This is a genomic window from Agrobacterium tumefaciens, assembly GCA_025559845.1.
Lineage (GTDB): Bacteria > Pseudomonadota > Alphaproteobacteria > Rhizobiales > Rhizobiaceae > Agrobacterium.
In genome coordinates, this window is sequence record CP048470.1 from 364,254 (window position 1) to 383,463 (window position 19,210).

Here is a 19,210-nt window from a genome sequence, read left to right on the forward strand (position 1 = left end):
CGATGGTCGGATTGTGCAATTATTGCGCCGAAAAGTCCATTGAGAACCTGCTTTGGCAACGGCAATTTCTTGACCGGAGACAATTTCGGGAGGAAAGAATGCGCACGCAGGTCGTCATTATCGGCTCTGGCCCGTCGGGCCTTTTGCTCGGCCAGTTGCTGGCGAAGTCCGGCATCGACAACATTATTCTGGATCGCGTCAGCAAGGACTATATTCTTGGCCGCGTTCGCGCCGGCGTCCTGGAAGAGGGCTCAGTCCAACTGCTCGAGAAGGTCGACGCCGCGGGACGACTGCACCGGGAGGGCTTGCCGCATGACGGATTTTCTCTGGCTTTCGATGGCCGTGACCACCGCATCGATCTCTTCGATCTGACGGGCGGCAAACGCGTCATGGTCTATGGCCAGACAGAGGTCACACATGATCTCATGGATGCGCGCGAGAGCGCCGGCGCGACCACAATCTATGACGCATCAAACGTCATCCCCCACGATTTCGATGGCGAAAGTCCCTATGTTACCTATGAAAAAGATGGCTTAACGCACCGCATTGATTGCGATTTCATCGCGGGATGCGATGGCTTTCACGGTGTCAGCCGCAAGTCGGTCCCGCAAAAGGCCATCCAGGAATTCGAGCGTGTTTACCCGTTTGGCTGGCTCGGCATTCTGGCCGATGTACCGCCAGTCAGTCATGAACTGATCTATGCCAACCACCCGCGCGGCTTTGCACTCTGTTCCATGCGCTCTGAAACACGCAGCCGATATTACATTCAGTGCTCGCTGGACGACAAGGTTGAGGACTGGAGCGATCAACGCTTCTGGGACGAGATACGCACCCGACTTCCCGAGGAACATGCGCAAGCCATGACGACTGGCGCCTCCTTCGAAAAGTCGATCGCTCCTTTGCGTTCCTTCGTTTCGGAGCCGATGCGCTTTGGCCGTCTCTTCCTGGCAGGAGATGCCGCGCACATCGTGCCACCAACCGGGGCCAAGGGTCTGAACCTCGCGGCAAGCGATGTCCACTACCTGAGTGAGGCATTGATCGAATTTTACAATGAACAGTCAGAAGCAGGCATCGACGCCTATTCCCAAAAAGCACTCGCCCGCGTCTGGAAAGCGGTGCGCTTCTCCTGGTGGATGACAACGATGATGCACCGGTTCCCTGAAACAGGAGATTTCGGGCAACGCATTCAGGAGGCCGAACTCGACTATCTGACGCATTCGCGTGCTGCTTCTACGTCGCTCGCGGAGAATTACGTCGGCCTGCCGTTCTGACCGACGGGTTCGGAAAGTAGGTCATTCGCCGTCTCACGAATGGCCTGCATGAGCAATGCCAGCGGCAATGACGGTTGGGTATCTGCACGCACAGTCAGTCCAACGGGGCCGCTGGTATCGCCGGTATCCACGGGCAGGATCGCCAGAATCCCATCGGCGATATCCGCTGCGACAACGCCTTCGGAAATGATCCAGACGGCATCACTGGTTCTCAGATAGGCGCGTCCAAATGCATCGGAAACCGTTTCGATGCGGATGGGCAATGCGGAGACGCCATTGGCGATCAGGAATTGCTCGACAACAGGACCAATCACCGATTGCCGCGTCGGCATGAGCACCGGAAACTCGTGCAGGCGCTCGAAAACGGAGACGCCTTCATCAAGAAGCGGATGGTCTGCACGGACGACGAAACGGACCTTTTCCGAGTAAAGGTGTTCAAAGGAAAAACCGGCCATTTTTTCCGGCGCAGCCAGACGACCGACAACGAGATCGAGATCCCCGACCCTTAGCTGTTCCAGCAGGACAGCGTTTTCTCCGGTGACGATCTTGACGGGACTTCCGGTTTTTTCCGCGAGAAAACCGTCCATCGCCTTTGGCATGATCCTGACCGAAACGGTTGGCAGGGCTCCTATCCTGACCGGGGGGCCTGCTCGTCCAGCTTCCTGCGAAACGGAATCGACAGCCTGCCTGAGCGCGGTCATCGTCGCGCCTGCATGCCGCAGAAATATCTCTCCGTAACGGCTTATTCTGATACCGCGCCCTTCGCGATCAAACAGTGATACACCGAGGATTTCTTCCAGTTCACGGATGGTTTTGGTGACCGCCGGCTGGCTCACATGGAGAATTTCCGACGCTCTGATGACGCTTTTCTGGCGCGCAACCTCCACGAAGGTCTGCAAATGTCGGAACTTTATGCGCTGATCGACCATCGATCCATAATCCATAGGTTATCATTTTCATCAATAAACTCATTTTACTTAACCGTATGGCACTTGCAATATCGCCGGCAGGAGGAGTCATCATGAATTTTCTGCGTTCTGGCGACAACGCAATCCACTTCCGCGCCACTGGACTTGGCAGCGGAAAGCCAGTCATCGCCTTTATCAATTCGCTTGGAACAGACTTTCGCATCTGGCAGCCCGTCATTGATGCGCTTGGCGAAAACTACGCCTTTGTGCTGCACGACAAGCGCGGACATGGTTTGTCCGATATTGGCGCTACGCCCTACTCGATCGACGATCACGTCGATGACCTGATCGCGTTGCTCGATCATCTCGGCGTCAAGAAGGCGATCATTTGGGGTCTATCCGTTGGTGGCCTGATCGCGCAGGGCCTTTACACCCGCCGCCCCGATTTGGTGCAGGCACTCGTGCTCAGCAACACGGCCCACAAAATCGGCACAGCCGACATGTGGAACGGCCGCATCGAAAAGATCTCCGCCGATGGCCTATCATCTCTGATCGACCCGGTCATGGAGCGCTGGTTCACACCGCCATTCCGCGATCCGTCGAACGTGATTTACGCCGGCGCACGCAACATGTTGGCCCGCCAGCCGGCAGAAGGCTACAGCGGCACCTGTGCCGCAATTCGCGACGCGGACTATACCGAAGCCACTCGCCGCATCTCGGTCCCGACACTCTGCGTCGCGGGCGATGGCGACGGTTCGACGCCGCCTGAGCTGATAGAGACGCTCGCAAGCCTGATACCTGGTGCACGCTCCACCACCATTGAGCAATGCGGCCACATTCCCTGCCTTGAGCAACCGGCGGCTTATGCAAAAGCCGTCAGTGATTTTCTCAATACCTTGCCGGAGGCCTGATCGATGGCTGAAAATAAAGACAGATTTGAACGCGGCATGAAAACGCGTCGCTCGGTTCTGGGCGATGCCCATGTCGATCGCGCTGAAGCTGTGACCACCCCGTTCGACCGACCTTTCCAACAGCTTATTACAGAGTCCGCTTGGGGAACCGTGTGGTCTGGCAACCATTGGACAAAGCGTGAGCGTTCGATGGTCACCATCGCTCTGCTAGCAGCGCTTGGACAGGATGAAGAACTTGCAATGCATGTGCGCGCAACCGTCAATACCGGCGCGACAGACGAAGACATTCGCGAGGCGTTGTTGCATGTTGCAATCTATGCCGGGGTTCCTGCCGCAAACCACGCCTTCAAGATCGCCAAGCTTGCGCTGGCAAGCATGCGCGCCGATAGTTCTCGTGAGGAGGAGACGAAATGAGCAACACACCGCCCGAAACTGGGCCGTTCTTCGCACGTGACCGAGACATCCATCCACCAGCTTTTGCACCGGGCTACAAGACCTCGATCCTGCGGTCACCACAGCGCGCGCTTATTTCGCTGGATGGCACAAAAAGCGAAATCACCGGACCAGTTTTCGGCCATAACATGCTGAATGAACTGGATAACGACCTCATCCTCAACTATGCGCGGCCCGGCGAAATGCCGATCGGCCCTCGTATTCTTGTTCACGGCCGGGTTATCGATGAACGAGGCCGTGGCGTCGAAGGGGCGCTTGTCGAATTTTGGCAGGCCAACGCAGGTGGACGTTACCGTCACAAGAAGGAAACCTATCTTGCGGCAATCGATCCGAATTTTGGCGGTGTTGGCCGCACGATTACTGACGAGAATGGCTATTATTGGTTCAAGACGATCCAGCCCGGTGCTTATCCCTGGCCAAACGGCGTGAACGACTGGCGACCAGCCCATATCCATTTCTCGGTCTTCGGCCACGGTTTTTCACAGCGTCTGATCACACAGATGTATTTCGAGGGCGATCCGATGATCTGGAATTGTCCCATCGTCAAAACCATTCCTGACGAAGACGCGATCAGGCGATTGATTGCACCACTCGACATGAATTCCACCATCCCGATGGACATGCGTGCCTACAAATTCGATATCGTGCTGCGCGGTCGCCGTTCGACAGTGTTCGAGAACCGTATGGAGGGTAACTGACCATGGTTCAGCCGCTCAACTACTTCAAAGAAACCTCCTCGCAGACGGCAGGCCCCTACGTACACATCGGTTGCACACCGAACTTCGTGGGTATCGAAGGCATCTTCGAAAAAGATCTTGGCTCGGGCGCGCTCTATAACGACAATGCCCTTGGCCAACGCATCACCGTGCGCGGCACGGTCTACGATGGCGGCGGCAATGCGCTCAAGGATGCCTTGATCGAAATCTGGCAGGCGGATTCGAACGGGCTCTACAACAGCCCGAGCGAAACGCGTGGTGCCGCCGATCCCAACTTCATAGGCTTCGGGCGCTCGCCGGGCGACATGGACACCGGCGAGTTCGTGTTCGAAACCATCAAACCAGGCCCTGTCCCCTTCAAGGGCGGCCGCATGATGGCACCGCACATCACGTTCTGGATTGTTGCGCGCGGCATCAATATCGGACTGCATACCCGCATGTATTTCCCGGAGGAGCAGGAAGCCAATGCCGCTGATCCGGTGCTTGCCCGCGTCGAGCATAAAAGCCGGCTTGCAACGCTGATCGCCACCAGGGAAGAAGGGAACACCTATCGTTTCGACATTCGCCTGCAGGGCGAAGGCGAGACCGTGTTCTTCGATATCTGACCAGACATACCGGAACCAGACATGAGCCTTCTGCCTTTCGAACATCCGTTTTTATCCGGCCTTTTCGGAGACAGCGAAATTATCGAGCTGTTTTCTGCGAGAGCCGATATCGACGCGATGTTGCGCTTCGAAGTCGCACTTGCTGAAGCAGAGGCGGAGGCCGGTATCATTCCAGCAGATGCAGCGGCAACGATCGTCACCGGTCTGTCTGCATTCTCCGCAGACATGACAGCCCTTCGGGACGGCGTTGCAAAAGATGGCGTTGTCCTGCCCGAACTGGTTCGGCAGTTGCGATCGGCAGTCGGTGGGCCGGCGGCAGATAAAGTTCATTATGGCGCGACCAGCCAGGACGTGATCGACACCAGCCTGATGCTTCGGCTGAAAGCGGCGTCAGAAATTATCGTTTCACGGCTGGGGCGCCTTGCCGATGGCCTGGATGCCCTGTCATCGCGTGACGGCAAAGAAAGGCTAATGGGATATACGCGAATGCAAGCGGCAATACCCATCACCGTCGCGGACCGCGTGCGGAGCTGGGCTGAACCACTGGAGCGTCATCTTTTCAGGCTGGAGACCTACGCGCAAAATGGTTTTGCGGTTCAGTTCGGTGGTGCTGCCGGCACGCTCGAAAAGCTCGGAGACAAGGCTGAAACCGTGCGCGCCATCCTAGCGACGCGGCTCGGCCTCACCGACAAGCCGCAATGGCATAGCCAGCGTGACGGGATTGCTGAATTTGGCAACCTGCTTGCACTGACAACCGGGAGCCTCGGTAAGATTGGACAGGACATCGCCCTTCTGGCTGAACTGGGTGGGGAAATTCGTCTGTCCGGTGGTGGCGGCTCCTCTGCCATGCCGCATAAACAAAATCCCGTTTCAGCCGAAACTCTTGTGACGCTCGCACGATATAACGCGGTGCAGCTTTCGGCCCTGCATCAGTCGCTCGTTCATGAGCAGGAACGATCCGGGGCGGGCTGGATGCTGGAATGGTTGGTCCTGCCGCAAATGGTCACAGCAACCGGAAACGCATTGCTTGTTGCCGAGCGGCTTGTCGCTCAGATCGACAAGCTGGGTAGCACCAAAAGCTGACGAAAATGCCCGCAAGCTTTTGACGAAAGACACCTGCTGGCACATTTAAAGCGCATCACGCGACGGTCGCCTCGTGCATCGAGAAACCGTCTGCTTTTATCGTCGTTACACATTGAAATAACGCATCTTTTACTGATCGCAGTAAAACAGAAAAATCGTGAAGATCAGGGTTTTTCAACAATCGAAATGCTTGACATAAAAATGAACTAACTGGTACAAACAAACTTAACAGAGCCAGAATGCGCGAGAGGAGACTGCGCTTCAGGCGAGACAAAATACCGGATGGAGGAGTTTGGGACCGAAAGTCTCAAAGCGCGGTGGACAGAGCCCCAGGCACTGGTCCGCACCGGACGGGTTGGAGGAAGAATGTCATACAGTCTCGATTTTTCGGCGGTTTACGAACGCCTGCCTGAGTTGCTGGTCGCGTGCTTGGCGACGATCGGCCTTGCAATCGCCGGCATGTCCCTTGCCACCGTTATCGGTGTCTTAGGTGTCATCGCGCGCAGGTCTCGTTTCAAGCTTTTGCGTGGCATTGTCATCGGCTTTGTCGAAGCGATCCGCAACACCCCATTTCTCGTGCAGATCTTCTTCATTTTCTTCGCCCTCCCGCAGATTGGCATCAAGCTAAACCCGACTGTCACCGCGATCATCGCGCTCGCCTTGAACGGTGGAGCTTATGCCATCGAAATCATTCGCGGCGGCGTCGATTCCATACCGAAGGGTCAGGTGGAGGCCGGACTGGCACTTGGCCTGCACCGCTCGCAGATCTTCCGGCACATCATCATCAAGCCGGCATTGCGGGCGGTTTATCCCTCGCTCACAAGCCATTTCATCATGCTGACTTTGACGACATCTGTCTGTACGTCGATTGCGGCTTACGAATTGACGTCCGTCGCGCAAAAGATAGAGGCTGACACCTTCCGTTCATTTGAAGTCTATTTCTCGATCACGCTGCTTTATCTGGTGATTTCGTCGCTGATGATGGGTGTCTTCGGCCTCATCTCCCGCATTTCCTTCAGCTATCCGGTCAAGTGAGGCGACGACAATGGCATCCATCGGCCCCAACGAACTGTTTTTCCTGCTGCAAGGTCTGAAGTGGACACTTGCTCTGACAATCATCGGCTTTATCGGCGGTGGCGTCTTCGGGCTTTGCGTAGCGCTTGCCCGCACGGCTGAAAGTCCCCTCTCCCAGCGCGTCACGACCGGATACATCGCCGTCTTCCAGGGTACTCCCCTCCTGATGCAGCTCTTCGTCGTTTATTACGGCGTGGCGCTTGCTGGCCTCAATGTCGACGCCTGGATTGCAGTTGCCATTGCCTTCACCCTGCATGCCAGCGCGTTTCTTGGTGAAATCTGGCGTGGTGGCATTCAGGCCGTGCCGAAGGGGCAGACCGAGGCCGCTAAGGCACTCGGGCTGCACTACGGCTCCATCATGAAGGACGTCGTTTTGCCGCAGGCTTTCAAAATCGCTCTGCCTGCTACGATCGGCTTCATGGTGCAGCTCATCAAGGGCACCTCGCTCGCAGCCATAGTCGGTTTCGTTGAGCTGTCACGCGCAGGCCAGATAGTCTCAAACCAGACATTCCGCCCGCTCACCGTCTTCGCGCTCGTCGGCGTGATCTATTTCCTGATCTGCTGGCCGCTTTCCCTTTGGGGCGCCGGCGTTGAAAGACGGCTGCAGACTGCGTCGCGCTAACCACCGCTTTTATCCACGCATTTCCCTTCGGAAATGCACCATTCATCAGCTTTGTAAGGAGGAGCAAAAGATGAAAAACACCAGGACGACATTTTCACGCCGCACCCTGCTCGCGCTCGCCGCAGCAACGGTCGCCCTGCCATTCGTGGCACCGGTCGATGCGTTCGCGGGTACCGTTGAAGAAGCAAAGGCCAAGGGCAAGGTTGTCATCGGCATCCAGGGAGACAATTCGCCCTGGGGTTTCGTGAACTCAAGCGGCGTCCAGGACGGTCTTGACGCTGATATTGGCAAGGCCTTCGCAGAATATCTCGGGGTCAAGGTAGAATTCGTGCCGCTTGCGGTGGCAAACCGCATCCCGGCGCTTCTGACTGGCAAAGTCGATGTGCTTTTTGCGACGATGGGCATGACGGCAGAACGCGCCAAGACGATCCAGTATTCGAAGCCTTACGCCGGTAACGTTCTCTCGGTTTATGGCCCAAAGGACAAGAAAATCGCCGGTTATGACGATCTTACCGGCGTTGCAGTTGGCGTTCCGAAGTCGAGCGCCATGGATACGTCCATTACGGCCGGAGCAGGAAGCAAAGCCAACATCCTGCGCTTCGACGATGACGCTGCCAACATCCAGGCGCTTATTTCCGGCCAGGTCGAAGTTGTCGGCGGCAATCAGTTCTATGGAGACCGCCTGAATGCGGCGGCCAAAGACAAGTACGAGCCGAAGTTCGATCTGACCACGCTCTACAACGGTGCGGGTACACGTCCCGGCGAGAAGGACTGGAACGAGACCATCAATACCTTCCTCGACAAGATCAAGTCGGACGGACAGCTCGCCAAGATCTACGACAAATGGATGAAGCGCGAAGTCCCGAGTTTCCCGGATTCTCTGCCCGACATCCCCTTCACCGTGAAGTAATCAGGAGGCTCCCATGCCGCAATCCGCCGCAACACAGGTTCCGCTTATAGCCCTTGAAGGGGTTGGCAAGTGGTATGGAGCCTATCATGCTCTCAAGGACGTCAACCTCACGGTCCGCAAAGGCGAAAAAATTGTCCTTTGCGGCCCGTCGGGGTCGGGAAAGTCGACGCTGATCCGCTGCATCAACCATCTGGAGGAAATCCAGGAGGGAAAGATTACCGTCGAAGGCAACACCCTCTCGGATTCGAGCCGCGCCATCGACGCTGTCAGGCGCGAGGTCGGCATGGTGTTCCAGAACTTCAACCTTTTCCCGCACAAAACCATCATGGAGAACTGCACTCTCGCTCCGATGCGTGTGAAAGGCCTGCAGAAAAGCGAGGCAGAAGCGACCGCCCGCAAATACCTGGAACGGGTTCGAATTCTCGATCAGGCACACAAGTTCCCCGCCCAGCTATCGGGCGGCCAACAGCAGCGCGCAGCAATTGCCCGCGCGCTCTGCATGGAGCCGAAAGCGATGCTCTTTGACGAACCAACATCTGCGCTTGACCCTGAGATGGTCAAGGAAGTGCTCGACACCATGATCGGGCTTGCCCGGGACGGTATGACGATGATCTGCGTCACCCACGAAATGGGCTTTGCCCGGCAGGTTGCCGACCGCGTCGTTTTCATGGCGTCCGGTGAAATCATCGAAGAGGGCCCTCCGGACGAATTTTTCCGCGATCCCAAGCATCAGCGCACCCGCACATTCCTGGGTGAAATTCTCGCCCACCATTGAGTTCGCGAACCGAACGGGAGGCGGATCAATCCCGCCTTCTCTCCCACGCCGACGAGCGACACCGGATCATGACAGACCCAACTTCTTTCAAAGTCGGCCTGATAGGCGCCGACATTCAGCTTTCGAAAACCCCCGCACTCCACAGACGCGAAGGTGCAGCCCACGGGCTCGACTACGCCTACGAACTGATGGACATTCATGCCCTTGGTCTCTCTGAGAGTGCATTGCCAGACCTGCTCCGCGACGCGCAGGATCGGGGATTTGCGGGCGTCAATATCACACACCCTTTCAAGCAGGCCGTTATACCGCATCTTGATGACCTGTCTGACGACGCCCGCATGCTGGGGGCTGTAAACACGGTTGTTTTTCACGACGGCAAAAGAACCGGCCACAACACCGACTGGTATGGCTTTTATGAAAGCTTCATACGTGGCCTGCCCGATGCAAAGCGGGACCGCGCCCTGTTGATCGGAGCAGGCGGCGCAGGTGTTGCCGTCGCCCATGCCGCGCTGAAGCTCGACATTACCCACCTCGATATATTCGATTGCGACAATAGCCGCGCCGAGCGCCTTGCTGGCGAACTCAACGCTCGTTTTGGTGAAGGCCGCGCTTTTGCCACACAAGATGCGGGCGTGTCATTGTCTTCTGCCGATGGTCTGATCCACGCAACGCCGATGGGCATGCCCGCTCATCCTGGCATGCCAATTTCTGCAAGCCTGATTGAGCCCCGTCACTGGGTTGCTGACATCGTCTACATGCCGCTTGTCACTGAACTCCTGGCAACAGCAGAAAAAAAAGGGTGTCGGACACTGCCGGGCGGCGGCATGGCGGTATTTCAGGCGGTTGGCGCCTTCCGGCTGTTTTGTGGTCGTGAACCTGATGCCTCCCGTATGGGCGCCCATTTCACCGAACTTTGCATGGCAGAGGGGGTCGCATGAGCCTTTTCACCGTTCTAAGCGGCCCGAACCTCAATCTTCTTGGACAACGCCAGCCGGAAATCTACGGTTATGAAACGCTCGCCGACATCGAAAAAGCGTGCCGAACGATCGCGGATGCCGCGGGGCACGATCTCTTTTTTGCGCAGAGCAACCGGGAATATGAGTTAATCGACTGGATTCATGAGGCACGCGGGAAATCGGCTGGGATTGTCATTAACCCCGGCGCGTTTACACACACATCGGTCGCAATCCTCGATGCGTTGAATGCCTTCGAGGCACCGGTCATCGAGGTTCACATTTCCAATATTCACAAACGCGAGGTTTTCCGCCACCACTCCTATGTGTCGACCAGAGCCGAGGGGGTCGTCGCCGGCCTTGGCATTGAAGGCTATGAAGTGGCTCTACGCCACCTCATCGGCCGCTCTTCCCGACAAGCGTGATATGGTCGGCGCTCAACACATAACGAAGAACCATCTCGGCCACGTGGCGCGACAGCGTATCCTGGCCGCCCGGCGTGAAAAGCTCGTTGCCAAAAATGTAAGAAAAGGTCGCGACGTTGGAGACATTGAAAAACGAAAGTGCACTGATCTGCCAGTGAAGTTCGAGTGCATCAATGCCTTCGCGGAAGACACCACTCTGTTGCCCCCTTGTCAGAACACTCTCAAGAGCTTCGATCGCGGGTCGATTGAGCTGCCGGATTTTTCCCGACATTTGCATGTGCCGGCCGTGATGAATGTTTTCGATCATGACCATCCGAATAAAAGCCGGATTGCGGCGGTGATGATCGAAGGTGAAACGACAGAGCTTGTCGAGCGCTGCGGCCGGCTCAAGATGATCCAGCTCCAGGTCGCTCTCGCCGCCACGAACCTTTGCATAGGCCTCTTCAAGAACGCGCTGGTAGAGGCCCTCCTTGTCGGCAAAGTAATAGTAGATCATGCGTTTCGACGTGCGGGTCCGAGCCGCTATTTCATCGATCCGCGCGCCCGACAGGCCGTTTTGCGAAAACTCTTCCATCGCAACGGCCAGAATATCGCGACGGACACCTTCCGGATCCCGTTTTGCCGGGCGGGTTTCCTTCGAGGTTGCCCTTGCTATCATAACTCATCCATCTGCGAAGCGGCCGCCATCGAAGCGCCCCATTATTAACCAATTAGTACATAGTGTTGAAAGGGAACGCAACATGATCAGCTATGACACGGGCAAACAAAACATGCCATTGCGCACATCGATCGCGACCGTTTCCATCAGCGGGGAGTTCCCAGAAAAGCTTGCCGCAATCGCCAAGGCAGGGTTCTCAGGCGTCGAGATTTTCGAAAATGATTTCCTGACCTATGACGCATCGCCACGCGATGTGAAGCGGATGGCGAGTGATTTCGGATTGGACATCACGCTTTTCCAGCCATTTCGCGACTTCGAGGGGATGCCGGAGCCGCATCGCACCCGCGCGCTTGAGCGAGCGGAGCGGAAATTCGACATCATGGGCGAACTCGGCACCGACCTTATGTTGATCTGCTCGAACGTATCGCCAATTTCGCTTGGCGGAATTGACCGGGCTGCTGCCGACTTTCACGAACTGGGCGAACGTGCTGCCAGACACGGTGTCCGGGTTGGCTACGAGGCGCTGGCCTGGGGTCGCCACATCAACGATCATCGCGACGCCTGGGAGGTAGTTCGTCGCGCCGATCACGCCAATGTCGGCATTATTCTCGACAGTTTCCACACCCTGTCCCGCAAGATTGATCCGAATTCGATCCGCTCCATTCCCGGCGACAAGATCTTTATCGTGCAACTCGCCGATGCGCCGTTGATTGACATGGATCTCCTTTACTGGAGCCGTCACTTCCGCAACATGCCGGGCGAAGGCGATCTCCCCGTGGTCGATTTCATGCGCGCTGTCGCCGCTACAGGTTATGCAGGCCCGCTGTCGCTTGAAATCTTCAATGACCAGTTTCGCGGTGGATCGGCCCGCCTGCTTGCCGAAGATGGTCATCGCTCGCTCGTCTACCTCATGGACCAGGTGCAACGGCTGGAACCCGACATCCGCATCAAGGCACCAGATATGCCGGAGCGGATCATCACGCGGGGCGTGGAATTTGTCGAATTCACCACAGGAACCCAGGAAAAGGAAAATCTCGAAACGCTGCTTGCTGCGCTTGGTTTCAGCCGATCGGCTAGACATCGTAACCGCGATGTTGATCTTTACACACAAGGCGACATCCGGATCGTCATCAACACTGACAATGCAGGCGACAGCTTTGCCGGTGCATCCTACTCTGTACATGGCACCAATGCCTACGCGTTCGGCCTCAAGGTGGACGACGCCGAGGCGGCATTGAAACGCGCAGCCGGTCTCGGCGCACCGACCTTTGCAGAACCCCGTCAGCCAGGTGAAGTTCCTATTCCGGCCATCCAGGGGGTCGGAAACGGTGTCATCTATTTCCTCGACGCTTCGCCAAAATTATCGTCGATTTGGGAGCGGGAATTCACTCCCTTCAAGACCGGCGTCGTTCAATCCGGTGCTGGACTTTCCCGTATAGATCATCTCGCGCAAACAACGCATTACGATGAAATGCTCACATGGCTTCTTTTCTACACCTCGATTTTCTCTACCCGACGGACTCCGATGGTCGACGTGGTCGACCCCGGCGGCCTTGTCCGCAGCCAGGCGATAGAGAGCGCACCGGATCCACGTTTTCGCCTGACCATGAATGGCGCAGACAGCCGCAAGACCTTCGCAGGAAAATTCCTGGCTGAAGGTTTCGGTACGAGCATCCAGCATATTGCATTTGCAACAAGCGACATATTTGCGACCGCGGATAGACTGCACGCCCTCGGTTTTCAGGCTCTACCGATCTCGCGAAATTACTACGATGATCTGGAAGCGAGGTTTGGTCTTGAACCAGCATTCTCAGACGCGTTGCGCGCGGCCAGCATCCTCTACGATCGTGATGACAGTGGAGAATATTTCCAGATTTACAGCCGTACGTTTGGCGAGGGTTTCTTTTTTGAAATCGTCGAGCGTCGCGGCAATTATGCTGGCTACGGCGCCATGAACGCTCCATTCCGAATTGCCGCACAGCGAAGACTTGATCGCCCGGAGGGAATGCCGAAACAATAATCGAAACCGGAACCCACGACAAAAGCCACAAAAGTTGAGAAATGATAACTCCACGGTTATCATTGATCATTTCTTTTTCATTTTACTTTCCACGCTGCAGACAGCAATTTCGTGCAATCGATCAGTGCGGAGGAACCGCTGGTCACGTGGGAGGAAATCATGAAGTTATTGCTCACCGCTGCTTTTGCAGCCATTTGTCTCGGCTCTGTGGCCCATGCTGAAACCATCAAGGTAGGTGTCGTCGGCCCGTTCTCCGGTCCCTTTGCTCTTCAGGGAAAAAACTTCAAGGCAGGGATCGATGCCTGGTTTGCCCTGAACTCTAACAAGGTCGGCAACGATACGATCGAGGTTATCTATCGCGACGTGCCGCAGGCCGATCCGGCCCAGTCGAAGGCGCTGGCTCAGGAACTGGTGGTCAAGGAAGGCGTGCAGTATCTCGCTGGCTTCTACTTCACCCCGGATGCCATGGCGGTCACGCCGCTGTTGAAGCAGGGCAACGTGCCGATGGTGGTCATGAACGCTGCAACGTCAGCTATCGTGACCAAAAGCCCTTATGTGGTGCGCACATCCTTTACCACCTGGCAAACCTCGACCCCGATCGCCAAGGTCGCCTTTGATGGTGGCGTCAAGAAAGTCATTTCGCTCGTGAGCGATTACGGCCCGGGCGTTGATGCGGAAAATGCCTTCAAGGCCGCATTCACGGCGGCAGGAGGTGAAGTCGTTGAAAGCATCCGTATGCCGCTTTCCACCAACGACTTCAGCCCGATCATGCAGCGTGTCAAAGATTCGGGTGCGCAAGGCGTTTTCGCCTTCCTTCCATCGGGTCCGACAACACTCGGCTTCGTCAAGGCATTCAATGACAACGGCCTGAAATCCAGTGGCATCAAGCTGTTTGCCCCGGGCGATCTGACACAGGAATCCGACCTGCCGGCACTCGGTGAAGCGGCACTCGGCATGCAGACCACGTTCCACTACGCCGTCTCGCACGACTCGGCGGAAAACAAGGCATTTGTTGAGGCCTCGTCCAAGGCCATCGGCAATCCAAAGGAACTTTCCTTCCCGGCGGTCGGCGCTTTTGATGGCATGTATGTCATCAGCAAGATGATCGAGGCGACCGGCGGCAAGCAGGACGCTGAAAAAGCTGTCGACGCCGTCAAAGGCCTGTCTTGGACAAGCCCGCGCGGCCCCGTGACGATTGATGGCGAAAGCCGTCACATCACGCAGAACATCTACCTGCGCGAAGTCGCCAAGGCTGACGATGGCACTTACTACAACAAGGAAGTCCAGACCTTTGAAAAGCAGGGTGATCCCGGCTTGGCAGCAGCGAAGTAACAACAAGCCGCAGCAAGACTTGAGCCGCCCTTCGGGGCGGTTCGCATAGATAAGGCCGAAATAGGCCGGAGGAGCTTTTCCACATGCAGACGGTTTTCAGCATCCTCGTCGATGCGCTCGCCTATGGCATGGTCCTTTTCATCATTTCCATCGGGCTTTCGGTAACGATGGGATTGATGCGGGTCGTCAACCTGGCGCACGGCGCCTTTGCCATGATCGGCGGCTATCTAGCATCATACGCAGCACATGGCCTCGGTCTCGGATATGCGGCTGCCATTCTGATTGCGATTGTTGGAACCATCATCATTGCGATACCTCTCGAGCGCTTTCTCTACAGGCGCATTTACGGGTCGCCGGAATTGACGCAGGTCCTGATGACGATCGGCATCACCTTCTGCATTATCGGGATCGCCAACTATGTCTTCGGCCCCACCCTGAAAACCATCCCGCTCCCACAACAGCTTTCGGGTGCAGCCGATCTCGGTTTCCGGACGATTGCCACACATCGTATTTTTGCAATCATCTGCGGCCTCGTGGTTGCAGGCGCGCTTTGGTTCACATTTGAGCGCACCGCCTTTGGTATCAAGTTGCGTGCTGCCGTCGACAACGCCGCCATGGCTGCGGCTCTCGGGGTCAGGACCGAAGTGATCTACGCCATCAGCTTTGCGATCGCCGTTGGCCTGGCGGCCATGGGCGGAGTTATTGGAGCAGAATTGCTTCCTGTCGAGCCATACTACGCGCTGCGTTACATGGTGACGTTCCTTGTGGTCGTCTCAGTGGGTGGTGCAGGTTCTATCCCCGGCGCGCTGGTCGCTTGTCTGTTGCTCGGCGCTATCGACACCACCGGCCGCTACCTGGCCCCCGAATATGGAGAATTCTTTTTCTACCTCGCGGTCATCGTAATCATCACGATTTTCCCGCGCGGCCTGATGGGAAGGCTCAAGTGAAATGGCGGTTCTCATGAATGAAGTAACAGCACCTGAAAAGACCGCGGCCAACCGATCCACCCTGCGTGCACTCGGCGGTCCGGTTCTCATCATCGCAGCCGCGATCGCCGGGTACTTTTTGTTTCCGGACAACCTGGCACTTCTGACTCGGATCATCGCAATTGCGCTCCTCGTCCTGTCCATCGACCTTGTCACGGGTTATTGCGGGGTCGCGACGCTTGGGCATGCGGCACTGTTCGGCGCTGGCGCATACGCGGCAGGCATTGCCGCGGCCCATTTTGAAATCACGGACCCGTTTGCCATGACGCTCATCGGAGCTACCGCAGGTGGCGTCGCTGGCCTCCTCTCGGGCACAATCCTACTGAGGGCCCACGGCCTGCCGCAACTTGTGCTATCGATCGCCGTCATCCACCTGTTCCACGAAGCTGCGAACAAGGCATCCGGGTGGACGGGCGGCAGCGACGGGCTCTCCGGTGTCTCGCCAGACGCAATTTTCGGCACCTTCGAATTCGACCTCTATGGACGCACCGCCTATGTCTATGGCGTCTGTCTCTTGTTGGTGGTTTTCCTTGCCCTGACGGTGGTTGTGAATTCGCCCTTCGGCATGCTTTGCCGTGGCATCAAGCAGGATAGTATTCGTATCAAGGCAATGGGTGGCTCGGTCAACGCAACTGTCCTCAAGATGTTTGTCATCTCGGGTATTGTTGCCGGCATTGGCGGTGCGCTCAACGCAATCTCCACTCAGGTGGTGGGACTGGACAGCCTGAGCTTCACACTCTCGGCAGAGGCCTTGGTAATGCTCGTTCTTGGAGGTGCAGGATCGCTCTACGGGGCGCTGATCGGAACCGTTACCTTCATGTGGTTTGAGGATGTTGTCTCAGCCGCAAACCCGTTCCACTGGCTGACCATTGTCGGACTTTTGCTGATTGCTGTCGTCCTCTTCGCTCCACGCGGATTGTACGGAGCTGGTGAACAAATACTCGGACGTCTGAAAGGAGGCCGCAAATGACGCCAATCTTCGAAGTCTCCGGACTGCAAAAAAACTTTGGCGGTCTTCTGGTCACCAACGATGTATCGCTCACGCTGTCCCCCGGTGACCGCACGGTCCTGATCGGCCCGAACGGGGCAGGCAAGACAACGTTCGTCAACCTGGTGACCGGAAATATCCAACCATCAGCCGGAACCGTGCGCATTGCAGGTGAAGATGTGACGGGCCTCAGCGCTGCCCAGCGGGTAAAGCGCGGCCTTGTGCGCTCATTCCAGGTTACTCGGCTTTTCCAGGACATGACGCCTGAAGAACATGTTGCACTGGCAATCCTGCAGCGTGAAGGAAAGACGGGCCGGATTTTTGGGCGCTACAGTGCCATGCCTTCTGTCATGCAGGAAGTCCGCGATATTTTAGGGACGCTCGGTCTTCTTCCACTGGCCGGAACACGTGTGCGCGAAATCGCCTACGGCCAGCAACGCCTGATCGAGATTGCACTCGCCATGGCTCTCAAACCCAAAACTCTCCTTCTCGACGAACCGGCAGCGGGGGTCCCTTCAACAGAGACGTCCCGCATCGAGCAGGCGCTCGACCGACTGCCGTCCGACCTCGCAATATTGATGATCGAGCACGACATGGATCTCGTGTTCCGCTTTGCCAAGCGCGTTGTGGTTCTGGCCGCTGGTGCCGTCATTTTTGACGGCTCGCCTGAAGAAGTCACGTCCAACGCCGAAGTTCGCCAAGCCTATCTGGGAAGTTATGCCGATGCCCGCAGCGCCGCTTGAAATCTCCAACCTGTCCGCAGGCTACGGTCCGACCCGTGTGATCGAGGGCCTGTCTCTGTCCGTCCCGTCAGGTTCTCGCCTTGCCGTGCTTGGACGCAATGGCGTCGGCAAGACGAGCCTGTTTGCGACGCTCGCCGGCCAGACGAAAAGGTTCTCCGGCGACATCCGCCTTGGCTCACAGGATATAACCGGCCTGCCGAGTGCCGCGCGCGCCCATGCGGGCCTGGGTTATGTCCCGCAAACCCGTGATGTCTTCCCGACCCTGACGGTCGAGGAAAACCTCTTTGTTGGTCTCAAGGGTAGACCCAAATCCGCAATCGAAGAGGCCTACAGCCTTTTTCCGCGATTGAAAGAACGTCGGCGCAATCTCGGCTCGCAGTTGTCGGGCGGTGAACAGCAGATGCTGTCAACGGCGCGCACCATCCTCGGCAAGCCGAAGGTTCTGCTTCTGGACGAACCGCTGGAAGGTTTGGCACCGGTCATCTGCGAAGAGCTTATGGCAGCGTTTTCGAAACTGGCACAATCGGGGGAAATGACCATCCTTCTGGTCGAACAGCGTATCCAGATGGCGATCGATTTTGCTGACCACGCGATCATCATGGAGCGTGGGCGTATCGCCTGGCAGGGCTCTTCGAGCGAGCTTTCAGATAATCCAGATATCATCGACACGTATCTCGGCGTTGGAGGCCTCCACTAGAACCTCCAGAACATCCGAAAGCTGAAGCCGACGATGCGAGCGACATCCCGGTGAAAAACGACGTAGAATAAAAATTCCATTCCGCTAAAGTGAATATTCATCACGAGGAATAGGAAGAAAAATGACCGTCAATGAGGCTCCGGGTTCGGTAAAGGCATTCGAAGAAAGGTTGCACGAGGTTGCCGACAGCCTGCCCAAGCGTTTGCGGCAATGCGCCGATTACGTTGCTTCCAACCAGGACCGAATTGCCGTCTCTACGGTTGCAGAAATGGCTGAGGGTGCAGGTGTGCAGCCTTCAGCTTTCATGCGCTTCTGTCAGATCATGGGCTTTTCCGGGTTTTCGGAAATGCAGCGTCTTTTTCGCGAATCTTATGTGGGCGGTTGGCCCGATTACGCCACGCGTCTCGATCATCTGCGCGAAAAAGGCGACGAGAGCGCATCCGGCCTGCTTGCAGAGTTTGTGGAGGCTGGCAGAGCATCGCTGGAATCGCTCCTGAAGTCAGTGGACACCCGCCAACTCGATGAGGCTGTTTCCGCTCTGGCAAAAGCGAGAACCGTTCATATTGTTGGACTGCGGCGCTCGTTCCCTGTTGCGAGCTACCTTGCCTATGCCTTCGAAAAAATGAAGGTTCCAGCGGTTCTGCACAGTGCCGTCGGCGGCCTCGGCAACATCAGCGCAATTTCTCCTGACGACGCGCTGATCGCGATCACATTTTCTCCCTACTCGTCGGAAACGTTGGAGCTCGCCGATGCTGTGCGGGCAAAAGGCGTTCCCGTCGTTGCACTGTCTGATTCGGCGGTTAACCCGCTTCGCAAGGGGGGAGCCATGTTGCTGACTGTGACAGAGATCGACTTTGGTGCTTTCCGTTCACTTTCTGCCACGCTTTGCGTTGCGATAACGCTTGCGGTTGCCGTGGGAGCGCGCAAGACTGACTGAATATTTTTATTGAAAACACAGAAAATAGAATTTATGCTCCAAATTAATAAAACGGCATTCTAAACCTGCCGTTTTGTCAAAGCGCCAGATCCTGGCGGAAAAGACAGGTGAGCAGAGGAGGCTCATCTGAGAACGGCGGCCTG

21 protein-coding genes are annotated in these 19,210 nt (G+C 56.7%); 19 read left to right on the plus strand and 2 right to left on the minus strand.

The window, feature by feature from the left end:
* The first annotated feature begins 98 nt into the window (after positions 1–98).
* Positions 99–1,271: a 4-hydroxybenzoate 3-monooxygenase gene (pobA, locus tag FY156_18165; GenBank protein UXS03484.1), complete on the plus strand. Its 1,173-nt coding sequence runs from the start codon at positions 99–101 to the stop codon at positions 1,269–1,271.
* Here the strand turns inward: pobA and pcaQ are convergent.
* Entirely contained in the window at positions 1,250–2,200 is a 951-nt protein-coding gene (gene pcaQ, locus FY156_18170; protein UXS05141.1) for a pca operon transcription factor PcaQ, read from the minus strand. The two genes, pobA and pcaQ, sit on opposite strands and share 22 nt — an antisense overlap.
* A 92-nt stretch (positions 2,201–2,292) precedes the next feature.
* Between pcaQ and pcaD the strand changes: the two genes are divergently transcribed.
* From pcaD to aroQ, 11 genes are all read left to right on the plus strand, one after another.
* Positions 2,293–3,090, plus strand: a complete 798-nt coding sequence (gene pcaD, locus FY156_18175; GenBank protein ID UXS03485.1) for a 3-oxoadipate enol-lactonase — start codon at positions 2,293–2,295, stop codon at positions 3,088–3,090.
* A gap of 3 nt (positions 3,091–3,093) precedes the next feature.
* Positions 3,094–3,504 carry a 4-carboxymuconolactone decarboxylase gene (pcaC, locus tag FY156_18180; GenBank protein UXS03486.1) on the plus strand — a complete coding sequence of 137 codons (411 nt, stop codon included), beginning with the start codon at positions 3,094–3,096 and terminating at the stop codon, positions 3,502–3,504.
* On the plus strand, positions 3,501–4,241 hold the full coding sequence (pcaH, locus tag FY156_18185) for a protocatechuate 3,4-dioxygenase subunit beta (GenBank protein ID UXS03487.1): 741 nt from the start codon (positions 3,501–3,503) through the stop codon (positions 4,239–4,241). The genes pcaC and pcaH overlap by 4 nt, the downstream gene beginning before the upstream one ends.
* 2 nt (positions 4,242–4,243) lie before the next feature.
* Entirely contained in the window at positions 4,244–4,864 is a 621-nt protein-coding gene (pcaG, locus tag FY156_18190; GenBank protein ID UXS03488.1) for a protocatechuate 3,4-dioxygenase subunit alpha, read from the plus strand.
* A gap of 21 nt (positions 4,865–4,885) precedes the next feature.
* Positions 4,886–5,947: a 3-carboxy-cis,cis-muconate cycloisomerase gene (locus FY156_18195; protein ID UXS03489.1), complete on the plus strand. Its 1,062-nt coding sequence runs from the start codon at positions 4,886–4,888 to the stop codon at positions 5,945–5,947.
* Between the two features lie 366 nt (positions 5,948–6,313).
* Complete coding sequence (locus tag FY156_18200; protein ID UXS03490.1) at positions 6,314–6,982, plus strand: amino acid ABC transporter permease; 669 nt, start codon at positions 6,314–6,316, stop codon at positions 6,980–6,982.
* A 10-nt stretch (positions 6,983–6,992) separates the two neighbouring features.
* A complete protein-coding gene (locus tag FY156_18205) occupies positions 6,993–7,643 on the plus strand; it encodes an amino acid ABC transporter permease (protein UXS03491.1) in 651 nt (216 codons plus the stop codon).
* A 70-nt stretch (positions 7,644–7,713) separates the two neighbouring features.
* A complete protein-coding gene (locus FY156_18210) occupies positions 7,714–8,553 on the plus strand; it encodes a transporter substrate-binding domain-containing protein (protein ID UXS03492.1) in 840 nt (279 codons plus the stop codon).
* A gap of 13 nt (positions 8,554–8,566) precedes the next feature.
* Complete coding sequence (locus FY156_18215) at positions 8,567–9,328, plus strand: amino acid ABC transporter ATP-binding protein (GenBank protein ID UXS03493.1); 762 nt, start codon at positions 8,567–8,569, stop codon at positions 9,326–9,328.
* 68 nt (positions 9,329–9,396) lie between these two features.
* Positions 9,397–10,266: a shikimate dehydrogenase gene (locus FY156_18220; GenBank protein ID UXS03494.1), complete on the plus strand. Its 870-nt coding sequence runs from the start codon at positions 9,397–9,399 to the stop codon at positions 10,264–10,266.
* On the plus strand, positions 10,263–10,706 hold the full coding sequence (gene aroQ, locus FY156_18225) for a type II 3-dehydroquinate dehydratase (protein ID UXS03495.1): 444 nt from the start codon (positions 10,263–10,265) through the stop codon (positions 10,704–10,706). The genes FY156_18220 and aroQ overlap by 4 nt, the downstream gene beginning before the upstream one ends.
* On the opposite strand, the gene FY156_18230 is transcribed toward aroQ, so the two are convergent.
* Complete coding sequence (locus tag FY156_18230) at positions 10,678–11,364, minus strand: TetR/AcrR family transcriptional regulator (GenBank protein ID UXS03496.1); 687 nt, start codon at positions 11,362–11,364, stop codon at positions 10,678–10,680. The genes aroQ and FY156_18230 overlap by 29 nt on opposite strands.
* Before the next feature lie 118 nt (positions 11,365–11,482).
* Between FY156_18230 and FY156_18235 the strand changes: the two genes are divergently transcribed.
* The 7 genes from FY156_18235 to FY156_18265 all read left to right on the plus strand — a co-directional run bounded on the left by FY156_18235 (position 11,483) and on the right by FY156_18265 (position 19,067).
* Positions 11,483–13,384, plus strand: a complete 1,902-nt coding sequence (locus FY156_18235) for a TIM barrel protein (GenBank protein ID UXS05142.1) — start codon at positions 11,483–11,485, stop codon at positions 13,382–13,384.
* Positions 13,385–13,543: 159 nt separating this feature from the next.
* Positions 13,544–14,716 (plus strand): ABC transporter substrate-binding protein, encoded by a 1,173-nt coding sequence (locus FY156_18240; protein UXS03497.1) that lies wholly within the window; start codon positions 13,544–13,546, stop codon positions 14,714–14,716.
* A gap of 83 nt (positions 14,717–14,799) precedes the next feature.
* A complete protein-coding gene (locus FY156_18245) occupies positions 14,800–15,663 on the plus strand; it encodes a branched-chain amino acid ABC transporter permease (protein ID UXS03498.1) in 864 nt (287 codons plus the stop codon).
* A 1-nt stretch (position 15,664) separates the two neighbouring features.
* Positions 15,665–16,672 (plus strand): branched-chain amino acid ABC transporter permease, encoded by a 1,008-nt coding sequence (locus tag FY156_18250; protein ID UXS03499.1) that lies wholly within the window; start codon positions 15,665–15,667, stop codon positions 16,670–16,672.
* On the plus strand, positions 16,669–17,433 hold the full coding sequence (locus FY156_18255; GenBank protein ID UXS03500.1) for an ABC transporter ATP-binding protein: 765 nt from the start codon (positions 16,669–16,671) through the stop codon (positions 17,431–17,433). Before FY156_18250 ends, FY156_18255 begins: the two co-directional genes overlap by 4 nt.
* Positions 17,414–18,130 (plus strand): ABC transporter ATP-binding protein, encoded by a 717-nt coding sequence (locus FY156_18260; protein UXS03501.1) that lies wholly within the window; start codon positions 17,414–17,416, stop codon positions 18,128–18,130. The genes FY156_18255 and FY156_18260 overlap by 20 nt, the downstream gene beginning before the upstream one ends.
* Before the next feature lie 121 nt (positions 18,131–18,251).
* The gene (locus FY156_18265; GenBank protein UXS03502.1) at positions 18,252–19,067 is read left to right on the plus strand and encodes a MurR/RpiR family transcriptional regulator; all 816 of its coding nucleotides are present in this window, start codon (positions 18,252–18,254) and stop codon (positions 19,065–19,067) included.
* Positions 19,068–19,210 lie beyond the last annotated feature (143 nt).

What these genes read in the sequence shown, in the direction of transcription:
- FY156_18215 (UXS03493.1), top strand. Translation starts at nt 8,567, where the DNA reads ATGCCGCAATCCGCCGCAACACAGGTTCCGCTTATAGCCCTTGAAGGG.
- FY156_18200 (UXS03490.1), top strand. Translation starts at nt 6,314, where the DNA reads ATGTCATACAGTCTCGATTTTTCGGCGGTTTACGAACGCCTGCCTGAG.
- pcaQ (UXS05141.1), bottom strand. Translation starts at nt 2,200, where the DNA reads ATGGTCGATCAGCGCATAAAGTTCCGACATTTGCAGACCTTCGTGGAG.
- FY156_18260 (UXS03501.1), top strand. Translation starts at nt 17,414, where the DNA reads ATGCCCGCAGCGCCGCTTGAAATCTCCAACCTGTCCGCAGGCTACGGT.
- aroQ (UXS03495.1), top strand. Translation starts at nt 10,263, where the DNA reads ATGAGCCTTTTCACCGTTCTAAGCGGCCCGAACCTCAATCTTCTTGGA.
- FY156_18250 (UXS03499.1), top strand. Translation starts at nt 15,665, where the DNA reads ATGGCGGTTCTCATGAATGAAGTAACAGCACCTGAAAAGACCGCGGCC.
- FY156_18230 (UXS03496.1), bottom strand. Translation starts at nt 11,364, where the DNA reads ATGATAGCAAGGGCAACCTCGAAGGAAACCCGCCCGGCAAAACGGGAT.
- FY156_18255 (UXS03500.1), top strand. Translation starts at nt 16,669, where the DNA reads ATGACGCCAATCTTCGAAGTCTCCGGACTGCAAAAAAACTTTGGCGGT.
- pcaC (UXS03486.1), top strand. Translation starts at nt 3,094, where the DNA reads ATGGCTGAAAATAAAGACAGATTTGAACGCGGCATGAAAACGCGTCGC.
- FY156_18240 (UXS03497.1), top strand. Translation starts at nt 13,544, where the DNA reads ATGAAGTTATTGCTCACCGCTGCTTTTGCAGCCATTTGTCTCGGCTCT.
- FY156_18205 (UXS03491.1), top strand. Translation starts at nt 6,993, where the DNA reads ATGGCATCCATCGGCCCCAACGAACTGTTTTTCCTGCTGCAAGGTCTG.
- pcaH (UXS03487.1), top strand. Translation starts at nt 3,501, where the DNA reads ATGAGCAACACACCGCCCGAAACTGGGCCGTTCTTCGCACGTGACCGA.
- pcaG (UXS03488.1), top strand. Translation starts at nt 4,244, where the DNA reads ATGGTTCAGCCGCTCAACTACTTCAAAGAAACCTCCTCGCAGACGGCA.
- FY156_18210 (UXS03492.1), top strand. Translation starts at nt 7,714, where the DNA reads ATGAAAAACACCAGGACGACATTTTCACGCCGCACCCTGCTCGCGCTC.
- FY156_18195 (UXS03489.1), top strand. Translation starts at nt 4,886, where the DNA reads ATGAGCCTTCTGCCTTTCGAACATCCGTTTTTATCCGGCCTTTTCGGA.
- FY156_18245 (UXS03498.1), top strand. Translation starts at nt 14,800, where the DNA reads ATGCAGACGGTTTTCAGCATCCTCGTCGATGCGCTCGCCTATGGCATG.
- pobA (UXS03484.1), top strand. Translation starts at nt 99, where the DNA reads ATGCGCACGCAGGTCGTCATTATCGGCTCTGGCCCGTCGGGCCTTTTG.
- FY156_18220 (UXS03494.1), top strand. Translation starts at nt 9,397, where the DNA reads ATGACAGACCCAACTTCTTTCAAAGTCGGCCTGATAGGCGCCGACATT.
- FY156_18265 (UXS03502.1), top strand. Translation starts at nt 18,252, where the DNA reads ATGACCGTCAATGAGGCTCCGGGTTCGGTAAAGGCATTCGAAGAAAGG.
- pcaD (UXS03485.1), top strand. Translation starts at nt 2,293, where the DNA reads ATGAATTTTCTGCGTTCTGGCGACAACGCAATCCACTTCCGCGCCACT.